Source organism: Ramlibacter aurantiacus, from assembly GCF_016722895.1.
Lineage (GTDB): Bacteria > Pseudomonadota > Gammaproteobacteria > Burkholderiales > Burkholderiaceae_C > Ramlibacter > Ramlibacter aurantiacus.
The window spans coordinates 127,748-148,573 of the sequence record NZ_JAEQNA010000010.1 but is presented as its reverse complement, the minus strand read 5'-3'; the positions used below and the strand labels follow the sequence as shown (position 1 = coordinate 148,573).

General features: G+C 68.4%; 18 protein-coding genes and 1 pseudogene. 10 read left to right on the top strand and 9 right to left on the bottom strand.

What is annotated here, in order from left to right; all coding sequences use genetic code 11:
* Positions 1-148: 148 nt before the first annotated feature.
* From JI739_RS21590 to JI739_RS21565, 6 genes are all read left to right on the top strand, one after another.
* Positions 149-1,210 (top strand): glycosyltransferase family 2 protein, encoded by a 1,062-nt coding sequence (locus JI739_RS21590; protein ID WP_201686073.1) that lies wholly within the window; start codon positions 149-151, stop codon positions 1,208-1,210.
* A gap of 19 nt (positions 1,211-1,229) precedes the next feature.
* Positions 1,230-2,726, top strand: a complete 1,497-nt coding sequence (locus tag JI739_RS21585) for a glycosyltransferase family protein (protein ID WP_201686072.1) — start codon at positions 1,230-1,232, stop codon at positions 2,724-2,726.
* Between the two features lie 5 nt (positions 2,727-2,731).
* Positions 2,732-3,124 (top strand): GtrA family protein, encoded by a 393-nt coding sequence (locus JI739_RS21580; protein WP_201686071.1) that lies wholly within the window; start codon positions 2,732-2,734, stop codon positions 3,122-3,124.
* A gap of 325 nt (positions 3,125-3,449) precedes the next feature.
* On the top strand, positions 3,450-4,397 hold the full coding sequence (locus JI739_RS21575) for a hypothetical protein (RefSeq protein WP_236589950.1): 948 nt from the start codon (positions 3,450-3,452) through the stop codon (positions 4,395-4,397).
* Positions 4,398-4,868: 471 nt separating this feature from the next.
* Positions 4,869-6,035 (top strand): hypothetical protein, encoded by a 1,167-nt coding sequence (locus JI739_RS21570; protein WP_201686069.1) that lies wholly within the window; start codon positions 4,869-4,871, stop codon positions 6,033-6,035.
* 217 nt (positions 6,036-6,252) lie between these two features.
* Entirely contained in the window at positions 6,253-8,673 is a 2,421-nt protein-coding gene (locus JI739_RS21565) for a hypothetical protein (RefSeq protein WP_201686068.1), read from the top strand.
* 49 nt (positions 8,674-8,722) lie between these two features.
* Here JI739_RS21565 and JI739_RS21560 read toward each other — a convergent pair whose 3' ends face one another.
* Positions 8,723-9,202, bottom strand: coding sequence for a hypothetical protein (locus JI739_RS21560; protein WP_201686067.1), 480 nt, complete (start codon positions 9,200-9,202; stop codon positions 8,723-8,725).
* A gap of 309 nt (positions 9,203-9,511) precedes the next feature.
* On the opposite strand from JI739_RS21560, the gene JI739_RS24790 reads away from it, so the two are divergent.
* Positions 9,512-10,939, top strand: a complete 1,428-nt coding sequence (locus JI739_RS24790) for a sensor histidine kinase (protein ID WP_201686066.1) — start codon at positions 9,512-9,514, stop codon at positions 10,937-10,939.
* Here JI739_RS24790 and JI739_RS21550 read toward each other — a convergent pair.
* The 7 genes from JI739_RS21550 to pcp all read right to left on the bottom strand — a co-directional run bounded on the left by JI739_RS21550 (position 10,918) and on the right by pcp (position 16,688).
* Positions 10,918-11,511, bottom strand: a complete 594-nt coding sequence (locus tag JI739_RS21550) for a response regulator transcription factor (RefSeq protein ID WP_201686136.1) — start codon at positions 11,509-11,511, stop codon at positions 10,918-10,920. The genes JI739_RS24790 and JI739_RS21550 overlap by 22 nt on opposite strands.
* 101 nt (positions 11,512-11,612) lie before the next feature.
* On the bottom strand, positions 11,613-12,902 hold the full coding sequence (locus tag JI739_RS21545; RefSeq protein WP_201686065.1) for a tryptophan--tRNA ligase: 1,290 nt from the start codon (positions 12,900-12,902) through the stop codon (positions 11,613-11,615).
* A complete protein-coding gene (locus JI739_RS21540; protein ID WP_435531634.1) occupies positions 12,902-13,579 on the bottom strand; it encodes a site-2 protease family protein in 678 nt (225 codons plus the stop codon). The genes JI739_RS21545 and JI739_RS21540 overlap by 1 nt, the downstream gene beginning before the upstream one ends.
* A gap of 8 nt (positions 13,580-13,587) precedes the next feature.
* A complete protein-coding gene (locus JI739_RS21535; protein WP_201686063.1) occupies positions 13,588-14,226 on the bottom strand; it encodes an L-threonylcarbamoyladenylate synthase in 639 nt (212 codons plus the stop codon).
* A gap of 10 nt (positions 14,227-14,236) precedes the next feature.
* The gene (locus JI739_RS21530) at positions 14,237-15,157 is read right to left on the bottom strand and encodes a DMT family transporter (RefSeq protein WP_354003781.1); all 921 of its coding nucleotides are present in this window, start codon (positions 15,155-15,157) and stop codon (positions 14,237-14,239) included.
* Positions 15,154-16,002, bottom strand: a complete 849-nt coding sequence (locus tag JI739_RS21525; protein ID WP_435531632.1) for a 3',5'-nucleoside bisphosphate phosphatase — start codon at positions 16,000-16,002, stop codon at positions 15,154-15,156. The genes JI739_RS21530 and JI739_RS21525 overlap by 4 nt, the downstream gene beginning before the upstream one ends.
* A 20-nt stretch (positions 16,003-16,022) precedes the next feature.
* Positions 16,023-16,688: a pyroglutamyl-peptidase I gene (pcp, locus tag JI739_RS21520; RefSeq protein ID WP_201686062.1), complete on the bottom strand. Its 666-nt coding sequence runs from the start codon at positions 16,686-16,688 to the stop codon at positions 16,023-16,025.
* 166 nt (positions 16,689-16,854) lie between these two features.
* Here pcp and JI739_RS24610 point away from each other — a divergent pair.
* Both JI739_RS24610 and JI739_RS21510 read left to right on the top strand, forming a co-directional pair.
* A pseudogene (locus JI739_RS24610) lies at positions 16,855-17,067 on the top strand (neutral zinc metallopeptidase); the annotation flags it as partial.
* Positions 17,068-17,263: 196 nt separating this feature from the next.
* Positions 17,264-18,619, top strand: coding sequence for a DEAD/DEAH box helicase (locus JI739_RS21510; protein ID WP_201686132.1), 1,356 nt, complete (start codon positions 17,264-17,266; stop codon positions 18,617-18,619).
* Between the two features lie 22 nt (positions 18,620-18,641).
* On the opposite strand, the gene JI739_RS21505 is transcribed toward JI739_RS21510, so the two are convergent.
* Positions 18,642-19,484 carry a symmetrical bis(5'-nucleosyl)-tetraphosphatase gene (locus tag JI739_RS21505; protein ID WP_201686061.1) on the bottom strand — a complete coding sequence of 281 codons (843 nt, stop codon included), beginning with the start codon at positions 19,482-19,484 and terminating at the stop codon, positions 18,642-18,644.
* 27 nt (positions 19,485-19,511) lie between these two features.
* Here JI739_RS21505 and JI739_RS21500 point away from each other — a divergent pair, with 27 nt between their 5' ends.
* On the top strand, positions 19,512-20,825 hold the full coding sequence (locus tag JI739_RS21500) for a hemolysin family protein (protein ID WP_201686060.1): 1,314 nt from the start codon (positions 19,512-19,514) through the stop codon (positions 20,823-20,825).
* Position 20,826 lies beyond the last annotated feature (1 nt).

Here is a 20,826-nt window from a genome sequence, read left to right as displayed (position 1 = left end):
ACCTGACCGAAGCTGCAACCTCATGCGGTAGCCCGAACGAGCCACCGCCCGTTGCCCCTTTTTACATCCGTCACGCCTAGCATTCCTCCTGACGTTCGCCGCGCGGACCGTTTTCACGTGCGGCCACCGAAACATGGGGAGTTGATTGATGAGTCAGGCGTTTTCCGATCTCGACATTGCGGTGCTGATCCCTTGCTACAACGAGGAAGCCGCGATCGGCCGCGTGGTGCGCGGGTTCCGCGAGGCCCTGCCCAACGCGCGCATCCACGTCTACGACAACAACTCCACCGACCGCACCGTGGAGATCGCGCGGCGCGAGGGCGCGATCGTGGGCTACGAGCCTTTCCCGGGCAAAGGCAACGTGATGCGCCGCATGTTCAGCGACATCGACGCCGACCTTTACGTGCTGGTCGATGGCGACGACACCTACGACCCTTCGTCGGCGCCGCAGATGATCGAGCTGCTGCTCGATCGCCAGCTCGACATGGTCAACGGCGCCCGCGTCACCGAGGTGAAGGAGGCCTACCGCTTCGGCCACCGCTTCGGCAACCGGCTGCTCACCGGCCTGGTGCAGGTGATCTTCGGCAAGCAGTTCAACGACATGCTCTCGGGCTACCGCGTGTTCTCGCGCCGCTTCGTCAAGTCGTTCCCGGCGGTGTCCAGCGGCTTCGAGATCGAGACCGAACTCACCGTGCACGCGCTGGAGCTGCGCATGAAGACGGCCGAGGTGCCCACCCGCTACAAGGAGCGCCCGCCCGGCTCGGCGTCCAAGCTCAACACCATCCGCGACGGCATCCGCATCCTGCGCATGATCGGCCTGCTGGTGAAGGAGGAACGGCCGCTGGCCTTCTTCAGCTCGGCCTTCGCCTTGCTGGCCCTGATGTCGGTGGCCCTGGCCGTGCCCATCGTGCTGGAGTACATGCAGACCGGCCTGGTGCCGCGGCTGCCGACGGCGGTGCTGTCGGTCGGCATCATGCTGGTGGGCTTCCTGTCCATGGTCTGCGGCCTGGTGCTCGACACGGTCACGCATAGCCGACGCGAGATCAAGCGCCTGCACTACCTGGAGATCCCCGCGCCCTGCTGGCCACCCAGCGCCTGCGTGCAGGGCATGAAACCCGATCCGCAGGGACGCGGCCTGGCGATGGGGCGCATGCCCCCGCCCGAAGCCGAAACCGCGCCCCTGGTGCGCCCCACCCTCGTCAAGTCCTGACGCGCGGCGGGGTGGTCCGATGAGCGCCGACGCCTCCTCCGCTTCCGCGCAGCTCGCCGGCGGCCACTGGTCTGCACGACGGCCGCTGGCCTCCGGGCGATTGCTGCTGCCGCTGTTCGTGCTGGGCCTGTTCGCCTTCAACCTGCTGCTGCACTACCCGGGGCAGATGAACAACGACTCCATCGGCCAGATGGAGCAGGCCGCCACCGGCCGCTACACCGACTGGCACCCGCCGGTCATGGCCTGGCTGTGGTCGCTGCTGCTGCCGATTGCCAAGGGCCCGGCGCCCATGCTGGTGCTGCACCTGCTGGTGTACTGGGCCGGCGTGGGCCTGCTGGCCGACGGCCTGCGCCGCGCCGGCCATCCGGCGCTGGCCTGGCTGGTCGCCGCCTGTGGCGCCTTCCCGCCCTTCCTGTACCTGAACGCGGTCATCACCAAGGACGCGGGCATCACCGCCGCCTGGATGGGCGCGGTGGGCCTGGTGGCCTGGTGGCGGCTGCAGGACCGCCGCCTGCCGCTGGGAGTGGTGATTGCCGCCGTCGCCCTGCTGGCCTACGGCACGCTGGTGCGCGCCAACGCGGTATTCGCCATCGGCGCGCTGGCGCTCTGGGCCTTCAGCGTGCGGCGCCAGCCGGGGGCGGTGCGCCTGGTCGTCGCCTCGGTGCTGTGCGCGTTGCTGGCGCTGCCGGCTTCGGCCTGGGTCAACCGCCACGTGTTCCAGGCCGAGCCCACCCATGCGGTGTTCTCGCTCTTCCTGTTCGACCTGAACGGTATCGCCGCCCACCGCAACGATCCGTCGCTGCTCGAGCCCCGCGCCACGCTCACGCCGGCCGAACTGCAGGCCTGCTACACGCCGTACTGGTGGGATTCGCTCAGCCCCTGGGGCCGCTGCGGCAGCCGCGTGAACAAGCCGGCCGGCGACACCTACGTCACCGAGCCCGAGGGCATCGAGCGCCAGTGGCTGGCCACCATCGCGCAGAACCCGGGTGCGTGGCTGGCGCACCGGCTCAAGCACTTCAACTCGTCGCTGCTGTTCCTGATTCCGCGCATGCACATCCGCTTCACGCCCGAATACATCGCGGACGGCCAGTGGCAGCCGTCGCAGCAGGTGAGCGAGCGGCAGGTGCGCTGGGACCTGCTGCGCAAGAACCCCGCGAGCTGGCCGGTCGTGTGGCTGGTCTGGGGCGCCTTCCTGGCCGGGTGGCTCGCCAGGACGCCGGGCCCCTTCGCCTGCGAAGGCACGCCCGGCACCGCCCGGCGCACGCTGGCCCTGGCCCTGTGCCTCTCGGCGCTGGCCTATTCGGGCGCGTACCTGGTCATCGGCGTGGCCACCGACATGCGCTACCACTACTGGTCGCTGCTGGCCCTGCTGCTGGCCACGGCGGTCACCCTGCCGCAGTGGTGGCAGCACCTGCGCCAGCGCTCGCCGCTGCTCGTGGCCGGCGTGGCCGGCGTGGTGCTGGTCACGGCGCTGGGCACGGCGGCCCGCCTGGCCGACTGGCGGGGTCTGTTCTGAACACCATGACGATCCTGCCGCCCTGGCTGCGTTTCGCGGTGGTCGGCACCGTCGGCTTCGTCGTCGACGCCGGCGTGCTGCTGGGGCTGATCGAGGCCTTCGGCGCGCACCCGGTGCTGGCCCGCGGCATCTCGGTGCCGGTGGCGGTGTGGGCCACCTGGTACCTCAATCGCCGCTTCACCTTCGAGGCGCGCGGCGACGCCTGGGGCAGCTTCCTGCGCTACGTGGTCGTGAGCCTGGGCGGCGCAGGGGTCAACGTGGCCACCTACGCCGCGCTCATGTTCTCCTCGTCCACCTTCGCCACCCGCCCCCTGGCGGCGCTGGCCGTCGCCTCGGTGGTGGCCCTGGTCTTCAACTACCTGGGAAGCAAGCACTTCGCGTTCCGGCGGCGGGTGTGAATCCTGACAGGAACTGATCCTTATCGTCAGCTACTCATCAGGCTCGTTGGGTGGTCTTGGTGCTGTGCGGCGATAGATGCCGTGAGGGGCTGAAGAACGTCACCTTTCAACGGGGAAAGGGATCGTCATGGATATCGTCTCAGGTGCGCTTCGGGCTTTCGAGACAGTCACGAACTCTCGATCACCGGCGCAGCGACCAGGTTCCGGCGAACAAGCGAGCTGGCAGCACAGGACCGTTGCGGACGGGCGCGGTCTCGATCACCCTCACCGCCCTGCCGGGTCCGCCGGCCTGAGCCAGGAAGGGCCATCCGTCCGAAGCCGCCCGGTGCAGGTCAGTTCCCCGGACAGTGCCAAGGCCAGCTTCTTGCGCACTGCAACGCCGACGATGGCAGACGAGCCAGGCGTCGACCTGCCAACGCTGGAGTTGCGCACCCAGCCGGCTCACCCGAAGGAAATCGTTCCGACGCCGCCCGTTTCATCGGCCCAGGACCTGCCTGCCGTCGACTCCGAGGTCAGCTCGCCTCACGCCAAGACAGAGGAGTCGCCGTTTGACATCAGGCCCAGTGTGGTGCGCCGGCCGCTACCGAAGGTGGACTTCGACCGGGTCGCGCACCGCGGCGCCGCTATGCGACTGGGTTTCGGCGGTATCAAGGCCGTGCCTCTGCGGACGCTTGATGTGTCTGCGGAAATCCGTCGCGATGAGGCCTTCCGTGCGCGCTACACGGTGACCCAGAACAAAATCGAAGTGAAAAAGTCGGGCTCCCCGAAGCTCAATTTCGTGCGAAATGCGGCGGTGGGTTACTACTACCTGAACAAGTTGGCGGCAAGTTACGCCCTTCACCCGCTCACGTATCTCGGCATGCGTGAGCGGGTGCGACAGGCGATGGAACAGCCGCCGCTTGTCTTCGCCAACTGGTTGGCTGCTGTCCATGAGAACGTGGCATCCAGCGCGATAGGTGACCACTCTATGGTGAATGTCGAACGGGCCATTCGTGAAGGGGCTCGACGACTGAATCCCGGAAGCCCCCCAGGGGACGCGGCCGTCAAGCGTGCTGTCGTGGCTTGGTTCAAGGACGAGGCGGCAAGCCTGCGCGAGAGCATCGCAGCCAACAAGCTCACATCTGGAGACGTGCGCGCCAGGATGGGGCCGATCATTAGCCCGTTGCCGCAGGACCAAGCAAGTTTCGACAAGCTGGTCGCAAACGTCCGGCCCTACGCAGCCTTGGCCACGAAGGGGGTCGTCGGCGCCACGGTTGCCAGGCTTTTCTCATGACCGGCCTGCATGTCCACCCACCTGGTCCCTCGATCGCCGCTTCACCTTCGAGGCGCGCGGCGACGCCAGGGGCAGCTTCCTGCGCTGCGTGCTGGTGAGCCTGGGCGGCGCAGGGTCAACGTGGCCACCTGTGCCGCGTCCATGTTCTCCTCGCCACCCGGCCCCTGGAGGCGCTGGCCGTCGCCTCGGTGGTGGCGCTGGTCTTCAACGACCTGGGAAGCAAGCACTTCGCCTTCCGGCGGCGGGCTTGAAGTTCTGCGCGATGCGCGTGGAACCGATGAGCGGCGTCAGCTACTTATCAGGCTCGTTGGGTGGTCTTGGTCTAGCTCTGTCCGAGGCCGCTGCAGCGAAGACCCCCGCGAGCCGGCCGGTGCTGTCCTCTGGTCTGGGGTGACCCCTGGCCCTCAGGCTCGCGAGGACGCCAGGCCCATCACGACGACGGTGCTGTCGCAGGTGACCAGGAGAGTGCGCATGGAAGCTGGCAGGTTGAGTCCATCGGCGGATCGAACGCAGACAACCCATGACGACGGTGCGGCGCGGGAAGTGCGAAGCGCGCCGACGACCTGGGGCGCCAGAACGGTGCAGTGGCTCAAGAACGCGGTGGTTCGTTCCTATCGGGACGTCGCCAGCGCCGTGCCATTGCGCTTGGGTGAACTGCGGAACAAGGCCCAGTCCGCCCTAAGCGCCATCCGCCTGACCGCAGGCGAAGCACGCGCCAGCGTGCACAGGTTCCGGCAGGAAATGCGCCTTGGCGCCTCGCGAAATCTTCAAGATCTCAATGCGGACTTCGCCGCACGTCAGGCCGCCGAGTTGGACACGGCGCCCAAGGACGCGGAGATCGCTTCGAGCAGCGGCCCCCATGCCGACGGTCTCCGCGACGACAGTTCGTTCGACACGCTGAACGCGCAGGTCCAGAAAAAGATCCAGGACGGCGGGGCAGTCAAACGCTTCTATTTCAGGAACAAGGTACAGGAGCTGAACCTGCATGCGAGTGGCGACGCTTCGCGGCAAGAACAGGTTGCGCATTCCAAGGCGATGCTGGCTGCGCGTCGATTGGAGACGCTGAAATCCGAGTCGCTGGAAAATGGCTTCTCAGACTTCCACAGCCTCAAGCTTGTATCCGACGAGCTGGATGCCATTCACCAAGTCGGGGGCGAAGATCTTTCAGGCGAAGTCGCGAGTTTCAAGGCCGAGGTCATGGGCTCATTGCTGAGTTCTATGCAATCGCGTCAGCCAAGTGCCCGTGAGTGGCGCACATGGACAGGAGAGATAGCGGAACTGGCCGAGGCCTCGAAGAAGACATATCCGTCAGCGGCCGGTGAATTCGAGATGATCGCTTCTCGAATTCGCACCCATCCAGCGGCTATTGAAGGACAAGTTGCAAGCCCCGTGGATCGAGGTGGCGAGATTGCCAACGGTGTGCGGCAGGATCTCCTGCTCTTTGCCTCCGGGAACGACGCCGCCAAGCAGAGGGAAAAGTTGCTGTACGACCTTCGAAGATCCGAGTTGCCCTTCACAAGGGTGATGGATATCTGCCGCGGCGCATTGAGCGATCCGTCGCTGCAAGTAGAAGCCCGCGAACGATTGGAGTCTCTCGCTGCCGAGTTGTCGGCCCGGGGGGCGCGTGCTGATCCCTAGGACTAGCAGCGTCACCGGTGTGAAGCTCGCTGTGCGCAGGGGAGCCTCCTCGACGAGCCGGTGCTTCACCTGACATGAATTCCCCCCGCGAGCCGGCCGGTGAAGTATTCGGTCTCGGGTGACCCCTGGCCCTCAGGCTCGCGAGGATGCCAGGCCCAGTTGCGAAGACGTGCCGCTTTGCTGGCGCGTTCCGAAGTTAAGTACAGGGGGATGGGCCATGGATCTGCTTTCCGGTTTGTCGCGTGGTGCGCCCGATTCCGGCGGGGCTGCTGCCAAAAATGAGCAACCGCCGGCCGGGCAGCTGAATGGCCGAACGGTGCGGGTTGCCCATGGCCAGCTCGACCGGGCCCTTCCTGCCGCACGACAGCACGGGGAGGCGGCGGTGGATGCCGGCGGCGAGCCGTCCCCACGCATCACCGAGCGAACGGTCAAGTTGCCGACACCCGGGTGGATGCAAGAGTGGCGCGATGAACGGGAGACGCGGCGCATCACGCGCGGAATGCCGGAGCCGTTACGACGGGAAGTGGTCCAGGTACGCCAGTTCACGACGGAGTTGCGGCAGGTTGCAAAGCAGCTGACCGCTACGCCGGCAGTGCGCAATTGGGGCAGAGGGCGACCCGAGAGTTCGACCGCGCGTGCCGCGCGGATCGATGAACTGGCCGCGCGTCATGCGATGGCCCTGCAGGAGAAGCATGGCGGTGCGGTGGATGTCCCGGCCCTGCGGCGCTTGCTGTGCCAGGCATGGCGCGACCCGACGGTGCTGGCATTCCTGGACGACAAGCCCCTGGCACTCATGCAGCAGCAGCAATGGCTGCCCGGCGTGCCGCTTGAACAGGCGAGTCACGCCCAGCGCCTGAACGCGGTGGTGAAGGCGTCCGTGCAGGCCTCCTCGTTCGCCGACGTCGCGTTCGCCGTGCAGCGCACGCCGGGCACGCGGCTCGAGGTTGACGCTGAAGGGAGGTTCGTTGCCATGTCGCCCCTGGTCTTGGATCAAGGTGTACGGGAGGTGGGCGCGCGGGAGGTTGATGCGATTGAAGCAAACACGGCACGCCTGGAGTCGCTCTACGAGCTCAGCTTCACGAGATCCAGGATGCCGGTGCTCGCGTTGAAAAAAGACTGGGACCAGCAAGTGAGTGCGGGCGAGCGCGAGGCGAACCGTGCAGCGAACCGCCCCGTGGCGCAGGCTTTCCTGCGCTGGGCCGAGGAGTCTCGGTGGAGCCCGAATCTGCTTGCGCAATGCCAGTTCATGTTGCACGAGCAGTACCTGCACCAGCCGCCTGAGGTGTTCGCGAATATCTTGATCAGGATGGACCCGAGAACCGATTCTTCGCTGCCTTGGCATGACGCCGCGGCCGTAATGACCAAGGCGTTCAAACGACGGGCGCCAGCAGGCGCCGATCAGGGTCGAACGGTCGACGCTGCCATGAAGCTGTGGTACCGCGATCAGCATGGCAAAGCCCAGGCGCGACTGCAGGCGGTCCGGGCCCAGGTTGCCGATGATGTGCACGCCGCATCCGGAGGCCAAGACCCGCAGGGTTCGGAAGCGACGCAATCACGGCATCACGTGGCGCTCGCACCCGCACTCAAACAGGTCATCACCGAGTTGGACGGCGAGATTCCTGGACTCACCGGATCGAGTTCTGCGGACGAGGTCGACGCAGCCGTCCAGCGCTTCACGCCCTACGTGGAGCAGGCGTTGTCGCTGGGTGCTGAAAAAGCCGCCCCGGTGATCGAACCCTTCATTCCTGAGCAGGCGCAAGCGCAGGAGGAGGGATTGGATGCGACTCCCGGGCTGCTGCCGGTGGTCGAGGATGCGGTGGATCGGACGGTTGGTCTACAAAAGTCGCTCCACAACTTGTGCGGAAAGGACCTCCGCGGTGAGGAGGCGTATCTCCTGCAGAACGAGCAGGGCGAGGGCTTGAAAGGCTTGCTGGCCCATCCCCTGAAGTCGGCCCAGGACGCCGACGAGTTCATCGCCAAGGAGCTCGCAGCCCTCACGGCGTCGATGCGCTTCGACGGTCCGACGACCAGGCGGGAGGGGCAGGCTCGTTCAATGGCGATTCGGCGGATCCGGGACGGCTTGGATGCGGACAGGCTCAAGGGCGCTTTCAGCTCAGGCGGTTTCAGTGGCGCTCAGAAGACGCAGATCGATGGCTCCTTGGGCAAGCTGCGGCTTGCCCTCACCCGTGCGGAGAGGCGCGCGTGGGTCGGGCAACCCGCGCCAGCCGCGAACGCCGGTCTGGACCCGGCGCAGGCGAGCCAGGCACGGCCATGGCTGAACGGTCATATCCAGTCCCTTCGACACGCCGCGCAGGACATCGCCAACGCGGCGCAGACGGCTGCGAGATTGCCCGCGGATGCCTCGATCCGGCGCGATGCCCAGCTCGACACGCTGGCGGCCCGAAAATCGGCGGAAATCCAGTCCGCCTATGGACTCGGGGACGCGGATGCCCAGCAGCTGAGTCGCGCCCTGTCGAAAGCAGCGCGCTCACCGGAATTGTTCGACCAGTTGGGCGACGAGCCCCTTCGCGCCGTGCTCGTCCACCAGGAGGAGCAAGACCGTCCGATCAGAGAGGTGCCCGCCGGCGTGTACCTGAATGCCATCGTTCAGGACTTGCTGCGCAAAAGCCTGTCCTGAAAGACTGAGGTGCCGCGGCACGCGCACCGCCTCCGCTCGGGGCGGACACCTAGGCCGTCCCTTCTTCCACCGGCTGCCGTTCTTCCCCCGTCACCCGCTTGAGCTTCTCCGTCACCCGCTCCACCGTCACCAGATACTCCCGCCACAGCGCCATGAAGCGCTCGTCGTGGTCCGACTCCAGCCAGGCCTCGGGATCGTCGATACGCAGCCGGTGCTGCGCGACCAGGAAGTTCTCGATGCGGCGGTCGATCTCCAGCACCTCGGCCAGCTCGGAGGCCAGCCGCGGGAACCAGCGGCCTTGCACGCGACGGGCCTGCCGCAAGGCGGCGTCGGCTTCTTCGCGCCGAAGTTCCAATTCGATGCGGCTGCGCTGCGCCGCGACCCAGACCGAGTGGCGGGCCAGGGCTTCGGCCAAGGCCAGGGCCTGCTCGCGTCGGCGCAGGGTGCGGGTGATCAGCCCGCTGGCGATGGCCACCAGCAACAGGCCGACGGACAGCCAAAGGACGTAGTAGGCAAGGGTGGAGGACATGGTGCGTGACGCGTCGCTCAGGCGGCCTTGCGTGGCGGGGCTGCCTTGGGGATGTGCACCAGGCCGAACGTGATGGCGCCTTCCCGCATCGTGTGCGTGGAGGTCTTGGCCATGCCGGGGGTGTCTGCCATCGCCGGCAAGTGTTGCCAATCGTGACGGCCGGGCTTGTGGGACGCGGCCCGCGCGACCTGTCAGCGCGGGGCTACAGGCCCTTCGAGCGCGACCGTGCCTAAGAGCCGGCGCGCGGCGCTGCGTGCACGTGCACCCCCGGGGGGCCTGGCGGCCGAGGCCCTAGACTCGAGGGCCCGCATGAGCCCCACCTTCAAGTCCGACACCGTCGCCGCGCCACGCGCCACTGCCGAAGCCCAATGGGTGGAGGCCGAACTCGTGCGGACCCTGATGAGCACCGTGCGTTCGACCAAGCTGACGTCGATGCTGCTGGTGCCGCTGTACCTGGCGCTGCTCTGGGGCGAGACACGCACGGTCCCGCTGGCCCTGTGGGCCGTGGTGGCGATCCTCGTGCTCGGAGCCCGTGCGCAGGTGGCGCACCACTACGTCCAGTATTTCTCGGGTGCCGCACCGCAGCGCTTGCTGGCGTTCTATGGCCGGGTGCGGCTGCTGTGGGCGGCCAGCGCCGCGGTGTGGGGAGCGACCGTCTGGCTGTTCTTCGACACGGCCTCCCTGGCCAGCCAGTTCATCGCCTGGCTGTTGTTGGCGGGCATCGCGATGTTCGCGGTCAACGGCCTGGCCAGCCACCTGCAGACCGTGCGCCTGTACGTCAACGTGCTGGTGGGGTTCGCGCTGGGTTGGGTGGCCTGGTGGGCGGTGGTCGAGCTTCGCCTGCAGGGGCCGTACTACCACTTCTGGCTGATGGCCCTGCTGGTGCTCTTCTGGCAGGTGCTGCACCAGGCCGCGCAGCGCCTGCATCGCACCCATCGGCGCAACTTCGAGCTGCAGTACCGCAACATCCAGTTGATCAGTTCACTCACCCGCCAGACCCAGGCGGCGCTCGACGCGGTGGAAATCAAGAACCGGTTCCTGGCCAGCGCGACGCATGACATCCGCCAGCCGGTGCATGCGCTGGGGCTGTATGCGGACTGGCTGGCCAATGAGCCCGAGCTGGTGCGTGAGCTGGCGCCCAAGATCGTCGAGTCGACCAAGGCCATCAACACCCTGTTCGACTCGCTGTTCGACCTGGTGCGGCTGGACAGCGGCAAGATCCGGCTGCAGATCGAGGACATCTCGATGACCCAGCTGTTCTCCGAACTGGAGGTGCAGTACCGGCCGGTGGCCTTGGCCAAGGGGTTGGAGTTCCGCATGCGCCCGGCCAGCGGCATGGTGCGCTCGGACCTGCTGCTGCTCAAGCGCCTGGTGGGCAACCTGGTGTCCAACGCCATCAAGTACACCGAGCGCGGCGGGGTGCTGGTCGCGGTGCGGCACCGGGCGGGCAAGCCGTGCATCGAGGTCTGGGATACCGGCGTGGGCATCGCGCCGGTGCACCAGCGTGACATCTTCCGGGAGTTCTACAAGGTGCCCATCCACGCGGGCACCGAAGACGGCTTCGGCCTGGGCCTGTACATCGTGGGCCGGCTCTCGCACATCCTGGGTCACCCGGTGGAGCTGGCCTCGCGCGTGGGCCGGGGCACCATGTTCAGGGTGCTGCTCAAGCCGACCGACGCCGACGAGGCGGCCAGCCGGGCGAGCACCGCGATCGATCAGCTGGCCAGGAGGCCGTGAACACGCGCGTAGTGGATGGTCTGGGTGCGGCTCTTGACGCCGAGCCGGCGGAACAGCCGCCACAGGTGCACCTTGACCGTGTGTTCGCTGATGCCGAGTTCATCGGCGATCTCGCGGTTGGACAAGCCACGGTCCAGCATGACGATGAGCTGCTTCTGGCGCTTGGACAGCTTGTTGTCGGTGGGCGCGAGTTCTTCGAACTGGCCGTCGGCCGCCATGAGGGCGCGCAGCGCGCTGCCGATCTCGCTGGCCCCGGAGGACTTCTCGATGTAGATGTCGGCGCCGGCATCGATGCAGATTTCCTCGGCGTCTGCGGCGGGGGACGCCGAGATCACCGCCAGCGGTGTGCCGGGAAAGAGGTTCTTGATCTCGTGCACGCCGGAGGTGCCGGTGGTGTCCGGCAGCTTCAGGTCGAGGCAGATGAGGTCGGGGGCGCCGTGCTGGCGGACCGCCGCATCGAGGCCGCCGATGCGGTCGAGCTCGACGACGTTGGCACCGGGGCGGAGCCGACGCAGCAACATCACGACGGCCTCGCGCATCAGCGGATGGTCGTCAATGACGTACAGGTTCATGGGGGTGCTGGTGGTCGCGGGGGTCTTCGTCGGCTGCATGATGGGTTGTAGGGCTTTCAATACCTGCGAACGGTTTATAGCAGAGGCACTTCCGGTACCCGCTAGGCCGACTGACTGAATTGCGACAGCGCCTGAGTCACTTCTTCTGATGTAACGCCTTCGGGTCGCTGGAGCTGCATTTGAAATCCTTCGGTATTCCCCTGGCGCAATCGGGCGATTGCATGGCCCGCGTCACGCGGCGATGCGAAGCCCGTGCTCTGCAGGAGCAGGCGGCCTGAAGCGTCGACCAGCTTGAAGTAGTGCAGGCCGTCGGCTTCGCGGTACTGCTTGAAGCTGGGCAGGGCAGCCTTGTCCTTGCGCGCGGGCCCGGCCTGGGCGCGCGCACCGAGGTCGCGCAGGCCGACCGCCTGGCGCAGGCGGCCCATGAAGGGCGTGGCGAGGCTGCGCGCCTTGTCGGCCCCGCCACGCAGGATGCGCTCGACCTCTTCGGGGTTGTCGACCAGCGAGTGGTAGCGCTCGCGCATGGGCGCGATCTCGTGGTCGATCCGCTCGAACAACTGCTGCTTGGCTTCGCCCCAGGCAATGCCTTGCGCGTAGGCGCGGCGCATCGCATCGGTCTCTTCCGGGGTAGCGAAGGCCTGGTAGATCTGGAACAGCGCCGAGCCTTCGGTGTCCTTGGGCTCCCCCGGCGCGCGAGAGTCGGTGACGATGTTCAGGATCTGCCGGCGCAGTTGTTCCGGCGGTGCGAACAAGGCGATGGTGTTGTCGTAGCTCTTGCTCATCTTGCGGCCGTCCAGCCCCGGGAGCGTGGCGACCGATTCGTCGATGGCCGCCTCGGGCAAGGTGAAGTGGGCGCCGTACAGATGGTTGAAGCTCTGCGCGATGTCGCGCGCCATCTCGATGTGCTGGATCTGGTCGCGGCCGACGGGAATGCGTTGCGCGTTGAACAGGATGATGTCGGCGGCCATCAGCACCGGGTACATGAAGAGCCCGGCGGTCACGTCGGCATCGGGGTCGCGCCCGTCGGCCAGGTTCTTGTCCTGCGATGCCTTGTAGGCGTGCGCCCGGTTGAGCAAACCCTTGCCGGTCACGCAGGTCAGCAGCCAGGTCAGCTCGGGAATTTCGGGGATGTCGGACTGGCGGTAGAAGGTGACGCGCTCGGGATCGAGCCCGGCGGCCAACCAGCAGGCGGCGATCTCCAGGGTGGAGCGCTGCACGCGGGCCGGCTCGTCGCACTTGATGAGCGCATGGAAGTCGGCCAGGAAGTAGAAGTTCTCCGTGCCGGCGCGGCGGCTGGCCTGGACGGCCGGCCGGATGGCCCCGACATAGTTGCCCAGGTGGGGCGTGCCGGTGGTGGTGATGCCGGTGAGGAAGCGGACGGGAGCGTTCATCAGGGAAGAAGGGCCGTGAGCGGGGAAATCAGGACGGACAGGCTGCTGTAGCCGAACGCGAGCAGGGGCCGCAGCCACCAGGTGCCCAGCACGCCGGCGACCACCAGGGCCAGCACGATGAAGATGCCGAAGGGCTCGATGCGGGACACCATCTGTGCCTGCCGCCAGGGAAGCAGCCCCACCAGCACCCGGCCTCCGTCCAGGGGCGGCAGCGGAAAGAGGTTGAACGCCCACAACAGCAGGTTGACCAGCACGCCGGCCTGGCACATCTTCAGGAAGAAGCGCTCGTCGACGCCGAAGCCCACCAGCAGGGCGAAGCCCAGCGCCCACAGCAGGGCCTGGATGAAGTTGGAGGCAGGCCCGGCCAGGGCCACCAGCACCATGTCGCGCTTGGGCCGGCGCAGCTGGCCGAAGTTCACCGGCACCGGCTTGGCGTAGCCGAACAGGAAGGCGCCCGAGGTCAGGAAATAGAGCATCAACGGCATCAGCACCGTGCCCACCGGATCGACGTGCGGGATGGGGTTGAGGGTGACGCGGCCCAGGTTGTAGGCGGTGTTGTCGCCCAGGTAGCGAGCCACGTATCCGTGCGACGCTTCGTGCACGGTGATCGCGAACAGGACCGGCAGCGCGTAGATCAGGACGTTCTGGACGAGGGTGTTGAGTTCCACCCGCGGGATTGTCTCATTCAGCCCAGGCCCAGGACCGCCAGCTCGCCCCGTCCCTGGCGGACCACCTCGGGTTCGCCGCCGCTCCACATCGGCGTGAGGTCGATGACGGTGGTCGGCAGCGAGCTGCAGGCGCCGGCGTCGATCACGCCATCGATCTGTTTTTCATAACGCAGGCGGATCTCCTCGGGCTCGTTCAGCGGATGCTGCTCGCCGCGCGGGATGAGCGTGGTGGCCAGCAGCGGCGCGCCATGCAGCTCCAGCAGCTGCTGCAGCACGGGGTGCTCCGGCACGCGCAGGCCGATGGTCTTGCGCTGGGGGTGGCTCAGGCGACGCGGCACCTCGCGCGTGGCCTCCAGGATGAAGGTGAAGGGCCCCGGCGTGGCGGCCTTGAGCATGCGGTACTGGCGGTTGTCCACGCGGGCGTAGTGCGCCACCGCGCTGAGGTCGGCGCACAGCAGGGTCAGGTGGTGCTTGTCGCCCACGCCGCGCAGCTGGCGCAGCCGGTCGGCGCAGGCCTTGTCGTCCAGGTGGCACACCAGCGCATAGCTGGAATCGGTGGGCACCGCCAGGATGCCGGCGCGCTCCAGCAGGGCGCTGGCCTGGCGCAGCAGGCGCGGCTGCGGGTTATCCGGGTGGACCTCGAAGTATTGGGCCATGCCGGCAGTATCAGGCCTGCCTCGCCGGCACGGGGGCGAGACGCGCGCGCATCTCCTGCACGCTGAGCCAGGCCCCGGTCATGCCGCAGGCGGCGATCAGGGCCATGCCCAGCATCGACCAGCCGTCCGGCACGTGCCCGAACACCAGCCAGCCGGCCAGCATGGCGAAGCCGATCTGTACGTACACATAGGGCATCAGCGTGCTGGCCGGGGCGCGCTGGAAGGCGCCGATGAACAGCAGGTGGCCCACCGTCGAGAGCGCGCCCATGCCGGCCATCAGCAGCCACAGCCAGGGCGACGCGAGCGGGGCCCAGGCCAGCGGGACGGCCAGCGAAGTCGCCAGCACCCCGACCCAGCTCGTGTAGAAGTGCATCGTGAACGGGTCTTCGGTGCGGGCCATCCGGCTGGTCAGCAGCTGGAAGCCGCAGCTGAAGGCCACCTGCAGCAGCGGCAGCACCATCACCCAGCCGAACGCCGATCCGCCCGGGCGGATGATGACCAGCGTGCCGGCGAAACCGCCGGCCACCAGCAACCAGCGCAGTGGCGAGACGCGCTCCTTCAGCACGGTGGCCCCCAGCAGGGTCACCAGCAGGGGCGTGATCATGATGATGGCCGTCAGCTCGCCCACCGGCATGTACAGCAGGCTCCAGAACACGAAGACGCTGCCGCCCAGCAGCATCAGCCCGCGCAGCAGATGGAAGCCCGGCTGGCGGGTGCGTAGCAGCGTGCGCCCGCGCAGCGGCAGCGCGACCGCGCTGATGGCCACGGCCTGCGCCACGTAACGCCCCCAGATCGCCATCACCACCGGCACGCCCGACACCACCAGCACCTTGCCCGCCGTGTCGTTGCTGGCGAAGAACAGGCAGGCCAGCATCAGCAAGGCGATGCCGGCCAGCACCCGGCGCTGGCCGAGGGGCGCCGGGAGGGTCACTGGATGCGGTCGGCCAGCAGGTCCCACACCGGCCGCAGGTCGCGCGGCAGGTCGGGCAGCCGACCGAGGTCGGTGTGGCTTTCGTCGGGGCTGTGGAAGTCGCTGCCGCGGGAGGCGGCCAGGCCCCATTCACGCGCGGCGTCGGCATAGCGCTCGGCATCGGCCGCGCTGTGGCTGCCGGTCACCACCTCGACGGCCCCGCCGCCGTGCCCCTTGAAATCCGTGAAGAGCGCGAATTCCTCGTTGGCGCTGAAGCCGTAACGCGCCGGATGCGCGATCACCGCCTGGCCACCCGCCCGGGTGATCCAGGTGACGGCATCTTTCAGCGTGGCCCAGCGGTGCGGCACGAAGCCCGGCTTGCCCTCGGTGAGGTAGCGCCGGAACACCTCGCCGGTGTCGCGGCACACGCCCGATTCGACCAGGAACCGCGCGAAGTGGGTGCGCGAGATCAGCTCGGGGTTGCCCACGTAGCGCAGCGCGCCGTCATACGCGCCGTGGATGCCGACCTTGGCCAGCTGCTCGGCCATCTCGCGCGCCCGCAGCTCGCGCCCGCCCCGGGTGGCGCGCAGCCCCTGGCGGATCGTGTCGTCGTCCGCGTCGAAGCCCAGGCCGACGATGTGGACGGTGCGGTCGAGGTAGGTGACCGAGATCTCGCACCCGGTGAGGTAGCGCAGGCCGTTGGCCTGCGCCGCCGTCCGGGCGCGCTCTTGCCCGCCCAGTTCGTCGTGGTCGGTCAGCGACCACAGCTCCACGCCGTTGCCGGCCGCGCGTGCGGCGAGTTGCTCGGGCGAGAGCGTGCCGTCGGACACGACGGAGTGGCAGTGGAGATCGGCGTTCAGGGTCACGGAACCGATCTTAAGGGGGCTCAATCGAGGGCGCCGGCCGCCAGCTCGATGTCCTGCCGCGTTCGCAGGGCGCAGGCGATGGCGATGTCCAGCCCCTGCACGATGCGCTCGAGCGGCATCGAGGGTTCGCCCTGGGTGGGCAGCCAGGGCACATGCACGAAGCCGCCGCGCACCCCGTCACCCTCCTGCGCGAGCGCGTGCATGAGGCCGTAGAAGACGTGGTTGCAGACGAAGGTGCCCGCGGTCTGCGACACCTCGGCCGGCAGGCCGGCCGAGCGCAAGGCCTGCAGCATGGCCTTGAGCGGCAGGCTGGCGAAATACGCGGCGGGGCCGCCGGGCACCACCGGCCGATCGATCGGGCGGGCGCCCCGGTTGTCGGGAATGCGCGCATCGTCGAGGTTGATCGCCACCCGCTCCAGCGACATCGCGGCGCGCCCGCCGGCCTGGCCGCACGCCAGCACCAGCGACGGCCGGTGTTGCTCGAGGGCCTCGCGCAGCAGGCGCAGCGATTCGCCGAAGGCCGTGGGCAGGATGCTCGCCAGCACCCGGTGCCCGGCGATCTCGCGGCCGTGCAGAGCCATGGCGGCCAGGGCGCTGGGGTTCTCGGCCGCGCCTGCGAAGGCGTCGAATCCGGTTACCAACACGACCGGTTCGCGGCCCCTGCCGATCTCGGGTTTGCCTCGCATGCAGGCAATGTAGCGGCTGTGGACAAGGTGGGCGCTGGGAAGGCAATCGGCAGTCGGACGATGTCGAGGACCACCGCTCCAGCGGCGGTGGCGGCGGCTTTCACGTGGGAGGGCGCGGCATCAGCATCGGCGCCATCGTGGGGGCGCTCATCGGCGGTGCGGGCGGGCACGCCAGGTCGCGGAGCAGGGCGACGGGGCCGACGCCCTGAACGCGGCCGCGCGCATCGGCGACGACGCGTTGCAGCCGACCGGTGGCGGCGCCGTCGTGCCCGAATCCTTCACTCATGGGACCAGCCGCCAGCCCAGCAGGGGGTTCGACGCGGGCCTGCGCACGGGCGGCGTGCGGGCCTGCGACACCTTCGCCCCGGGCGCGGCCTGAGGTCTCTGCCCGCGGGTGTCGCCGGCCCGTCGCGAGGCGGTGCGACAATGCGCGGTTGATGACCACAGACCCCGTGTCCCTGGCCGGCTCGCAAGACGATGCCGCCCGCGAGTTGGCCGCGTTCCCTGCCGACACCCCGATCGACTCCTTCTCCAGGCTCGGCCTGGCCGAGCCGCTGGCGCGTGCCGTGGCCGAGATGGGCTACGAGTCCATGACGCCCATCCAGGCGCAGGCCATCCCGGTGGTGCTGACCGGCCGCGACGTGATGGGCGCGGCCCAGACGGGCACCGGGAAGACGGCGGCGTTTTCGCTGCCGCTGCTGCAGCGCCTGCTCAAGCACGAGAACACCTCCACCTCCCCGGCGCGGCATCCGGTGCGGGCCCTGGTGCTGCTGCCCACGCGGGAGCTGGCCGACCAGGTGGCCCAGCAGGTCAAGCTCTACGCCAAGTACACCAGCCTGCGCAGCGCCGTGGTGTTCGGCGGCATGGACATGAAGCCTCAGACGCTGGAGCTCAAGCGCGGCGTCGAGGTGCTGGTGGCCACGCCGGGCCGCCTGCTCGACCACATCGAGGCCAAGAACGCGGTGCTCAACCAGGTCGAGTACGTGGTGCTGGACGAGGCCGACCGCATGCTCGACATCGGCTTCCTGCCCGACCTGCAGCGCATCCTGTCCTACCTGCCCAAGCAGCGCACCACGCTGCTGTTCTCGGCCACCTTCTCGCCCGAAATCAAGCGGCTGGCCAACAGCTACCTCAACGATCCCGTCACCATCGAGGTGGCCCGGCCCAACGAGACCGCTTCCACGGTCGAGCAGCATTTCTACAGCGTGCTCGACGACGACAAGCGGCGCGCGTTGCGCCAGATCGTGCGCCAGCGCGGCATCACCCAGGCCTTCGTGTTCGTCAACAGCAAGCTGGGCTGTGCGCGGCTCGCCCGTTCGCTCGAGCGCGACGGCCTGCGCACGACCGCGCTGCACGGCGACAAGAGCCAGGACGAACGCCTGAAGGCGCTGGCGGCGTTCAAGGCCGGCGAGGTCGACCTGCTGGTGGCCACCGATGTCGCCGCGCGTGGGCTCGACATCAAGGATGTGCCGGCGGTGTTCAACTTCGACGTGCCCTTCAATGCCGAAGACTACGTGCACCGCATCGGGCGCACCGGCCGTGCCGGGGCCTCCGGCCTGGCCGTGACCTTCGTCTCGGCCACCGACGGGCGCCTGGTGGCCGATCTCGAGAAGCTGCTCAAGAAGAAGGTCGAACTCGAGGCGGTGGAGTTCGAGGAAGACCGCCCGCGCGGCCGCATCAACGACGGCCGCCGCACCTGGCGCGACCATGGGGAAACCGGCGACCCGCGCGACCTGCTCGATGCGCCTCGTGACCGCCGGCCGCCCCGGCCGGCGCCCGCGCCGCGCGATCCGTTCTTCGAGAAGCCCTACGAGCCGCCGACGGTCACCGAGCCGCCGCCGTGGGAGAGCGCCGCCCGTTCGCCCGCCAGCCGCGTGTCGGCCAACATCAAGACCAAACGCAAACTGCCTGCGCTGTTCCGCTCGTCCTGAAGCAGCTGCAGGGCGCAGGCTTTCAAGCCATCGGCCCAGGGACCTGCGCCTGCTCGCAGGGCACCTGGATCAGCTCGTGGCGTAGCGGATCGGTCTCGTGAAGGCGCAGCGCGCTCAGGCAGCCGCCCCAGACGCAGCCGCTGTCCAGCGCCAGCAGGTCGGGACGCAGCACCACGCCCAGGGTGGACCAGTGGCCGACGGCCATGCAGATGTCTGCCGTGCGCCGGCCCGGCACGGTGAACCACGGCATGCCGCCTTCCGGCGCCTGGTCCGGCGCTCCTGAAGCCTTGAGCAGCATGGTGCCGTCGGCGGTGCAAAAGCGCAGCCGGGTCAACGCGTTCACCACCACCCGCAGCCGGGCCGTGCCCGTGAGCGTGTCGCTCCAGCGTGCCGGCTCGTTGCCGAACATCTGCGACAGGAAGGCATCGGCGTCGGATGCGCGCAGGGCGCTTTCGACCTCGCCAGCGAGCCGCATCACCTGGTCGGCGTCCCAGCTGGGCAGCACGCCGGCGTGCACCATCAACAGGCCGTGCGCGCGAAGGGCCAGCGGCCGGTGCCGCAGCCAGTCGAGCAGGGCCTCGCGGTCGGGTGCGCGCAGCACGGGGTCGAGGGTGTCGAGCGGGTGGGGCGTGCGATGCCCATGCGCCACGGCCAGCAGGCTCAGGTCGTGGTTGCCCAGCAGGCAGCGAGCGGCATCGCCATGGTCCATCAGCCGGCGCATCACCGCGGCCGACTGCGGGCCGCGATTGACCAGGTCGCCCAGCACGAACAGGGTGTCGCGACTCGGCGAAAAGCCGATGGTGTCGAGCAGGCGACCCAGCGGCTCGTCGCAGCCCTGCACATCGCCGATCAGGTAGAGTGCCATGCTCCGATTCTCCCCCCTCTCCCCTGCATGGAAATCCTGCTGATCGCGGTCTTGACGCTGCTCAATGGCGTCTTCGCGATGTCCGAGCTGGCGCTGGCCTCCAGCCGCAAGGCGCGCCTCACCCCCCTGGCCGCGGAGGGTGATCCCGGCGCAAAGGCCGCGCTGCAGCTGATCGACCAGCCGACGCAGTTCCTCTCCACGGTGCAGGTCGGCATCACCTCCATCGGCGTCCTCAACGGCATCGTCGGGCAGGCCGCATTCAGCGCGGACCTGGCCGCCTGGATGGCCGGCCTGGGTCTGTCCGAAGGTGCCTCCGACATCCTGGCCACCGTGCTGGTGGTGGCCATCATCACCTACGTCACCATCATCTTCGGCGAGCTGGTGCCCAAGCGCATCGGCCAGCTGTACCCGGAGACCATCACGCGTTGGGTGGCACGGCCGATGGCCTGGCTGGCGAGCGGGGCCAAGCCTTTCGTCTGGGCCCTGTCGGCATCGACGCAGGCCATGCTCAAGCTGTTGCGCATCGACACCGACCAGCCGCGCGCCATCACCGAGGAGGAAATCGCGCACAGCCTGGCCGAAGGCGTGGATGCCGGCCTGATCGAGCAGCACGAGCGGCAGATGGTGCAGAACCTGTTCCACCTCGACGAGCGCCGGCTCACCTCGCTGATGATTCCGCGCTCCGAGATCGAGTGGCTCGACGCGAACCTCTCGGTGGCCGAGTGCCTGCAGCGCGCCGGGCGCGAGGACGGGCACTCCTGGTACCCCGTGTGCCGCGGCTCGCTGGACCATGTGCTCGGCGTGGTCAGCATCTCCAAGCTGCTGGCGCTCGGGCCGCAGCACGAGGGGCCGGTGTCCGCGCACGTCGTGCCGGCCACCTTCCTGCCCGAGACGCTCAGCGGCATGGAACTGCTGGAGCAGTTCCGGCTGCGGGTTTCCCGGCTGGTGCTGGTGGTGGACGAATACGGCGTGGTGCAGGGCATGATGACCCCGCTCGACCTGCTCGAGGGCATCACCGGCGAACTGACGCCGGTCGAGAGCACCGAGGCCTGGGCCACGCGCCGCGACGACGGCTCCTGGTTGCTGGACGGCACCATGCCGGTGGCCGAACTGAAGGCGCGGCTGGCCATCCGCGAGCTGCCGGACGAGGAGCGGGGCCGTTACAACACCCTGGCCGGCCTGCTGATGTCGGAGTCGGGCACCCTGCCCGCGGTGGGCGAGCGCATCGAGTGCGCCGGCTGGAGCTTCGAAGTGGTCGACCTCGACGGCAAGCGCATCGACAAGGTGCTCGCCGTGTTCGTGCCGCCGCCCGCGCCACCGCCGACCAGCAGCGACGAGTAAT

What these genes read in the sequence shown, in the direction of transcription:
- JI739_RS21510 (WP_201686132.1), top strand. Translation starts at nt 17,264, where the DNA reads ATGGGCTACGAGTCCATGACGCCCATCCAGGCGCAGGCCATCCCGGTG.
- JI739_RS21505 (WP_201686061.1), bottom strand. Translation starts at nt 19,484, where the DNA reads ATGGCACTCTACCTGATCGGCGATGTGCAGGGCTGCGACGAGCCGCTG.
- JI739_RS24790 (WP_201686066.1), top strand. Translation starts at nt 9,512, where the DNA reads ATGAGCCCCACCTTCAAGTCCGACACCGTCGCCGCGCCACGCGCCACT.
- JI739_RS21585 (WP_201686072.1), top strand. Translation starts at nt 1,230, where the DNA reads ATGAGCGCCGACGCCTCCTCCGCTTCCGCGCAGCTCGCCGGCGGCCAC.
- JI739_RS21535 (WP_201686063.1), bottom strand. Translation starts at nt 14,226, where the DNA reads ATGGCCCAATACTTCGAGGTCCACCCGGATAACCCGCAGCCGCGCCTG.
- JI739_RS21545 (WP_201686065.1), bottom strand. Translation starts at nt 12,902, where the DNA reads ATGAACGCTCCCGTCCGCTTCCTCACCGGCATCACCACCACCGGCACG.
- JI739_RS21590 (WP_201686073.1), top strand. Translation starts at nt 149, where the DNA reads ATGAGTCAGGCGTTTTCCGATCTCGACATTGCGGTGCTGATCCCTTGC.
- JI739_RS21565 (WP_201686068.1), top strand. Translation starts at nt 6,253, where the DNA reads ATGGATCTGCTTTCCGGTTTGTCGCGTGGTGCGCCCGATTCCGGCGGG.
- JI739_RS21570 (WP_201686069.1), top strand. Translation starts at nt 4,869, where the DNA reads ATGGAAGCTGGCAGGTTGAGTCCATCGGCGGATCGAACGCAGACAACC.
- pcp (WP_201686062.1), bottom strand. Translation starts at nt 16,688, where the DNA reads ATGCGAGGCAAACCCGAGATCGGCAGGGGCCGCGAACCGGTCGTGTTG.
- JI739_RS21580 (WP_201686071.1), top strand. Translation starts at nt 2,732, where the DNA reads ATGACGATCCTGCCGCCCTGGCTGCGTTTCGCGGTGGTCGGCACCGTC.
- JI739_RS21500 (WP_201686060.1), top strand. Translation starts at nt 19,512, where the DNA reads ATGGAAATCCTGCTGATCGCGGTCTTGACGCTGCTCAATGGCGTCTTC.
- JI739_RS21560 (WP_201686067.1), bottom strand. Translation starts at nt 9,202, where the DNA reads ATGTCCTCCACCCTTGCCTACTACGTCCTTTGGCTGTCCGTCGGCCTG.
- JI739_RS21550 (WP_201686136.1), bottom strand. Translation starts at nt 11,511, where the DNA reads ATGAACCTGTACGTCATTGACGACCATCCGCTGATGCGCGAGGCCGTC.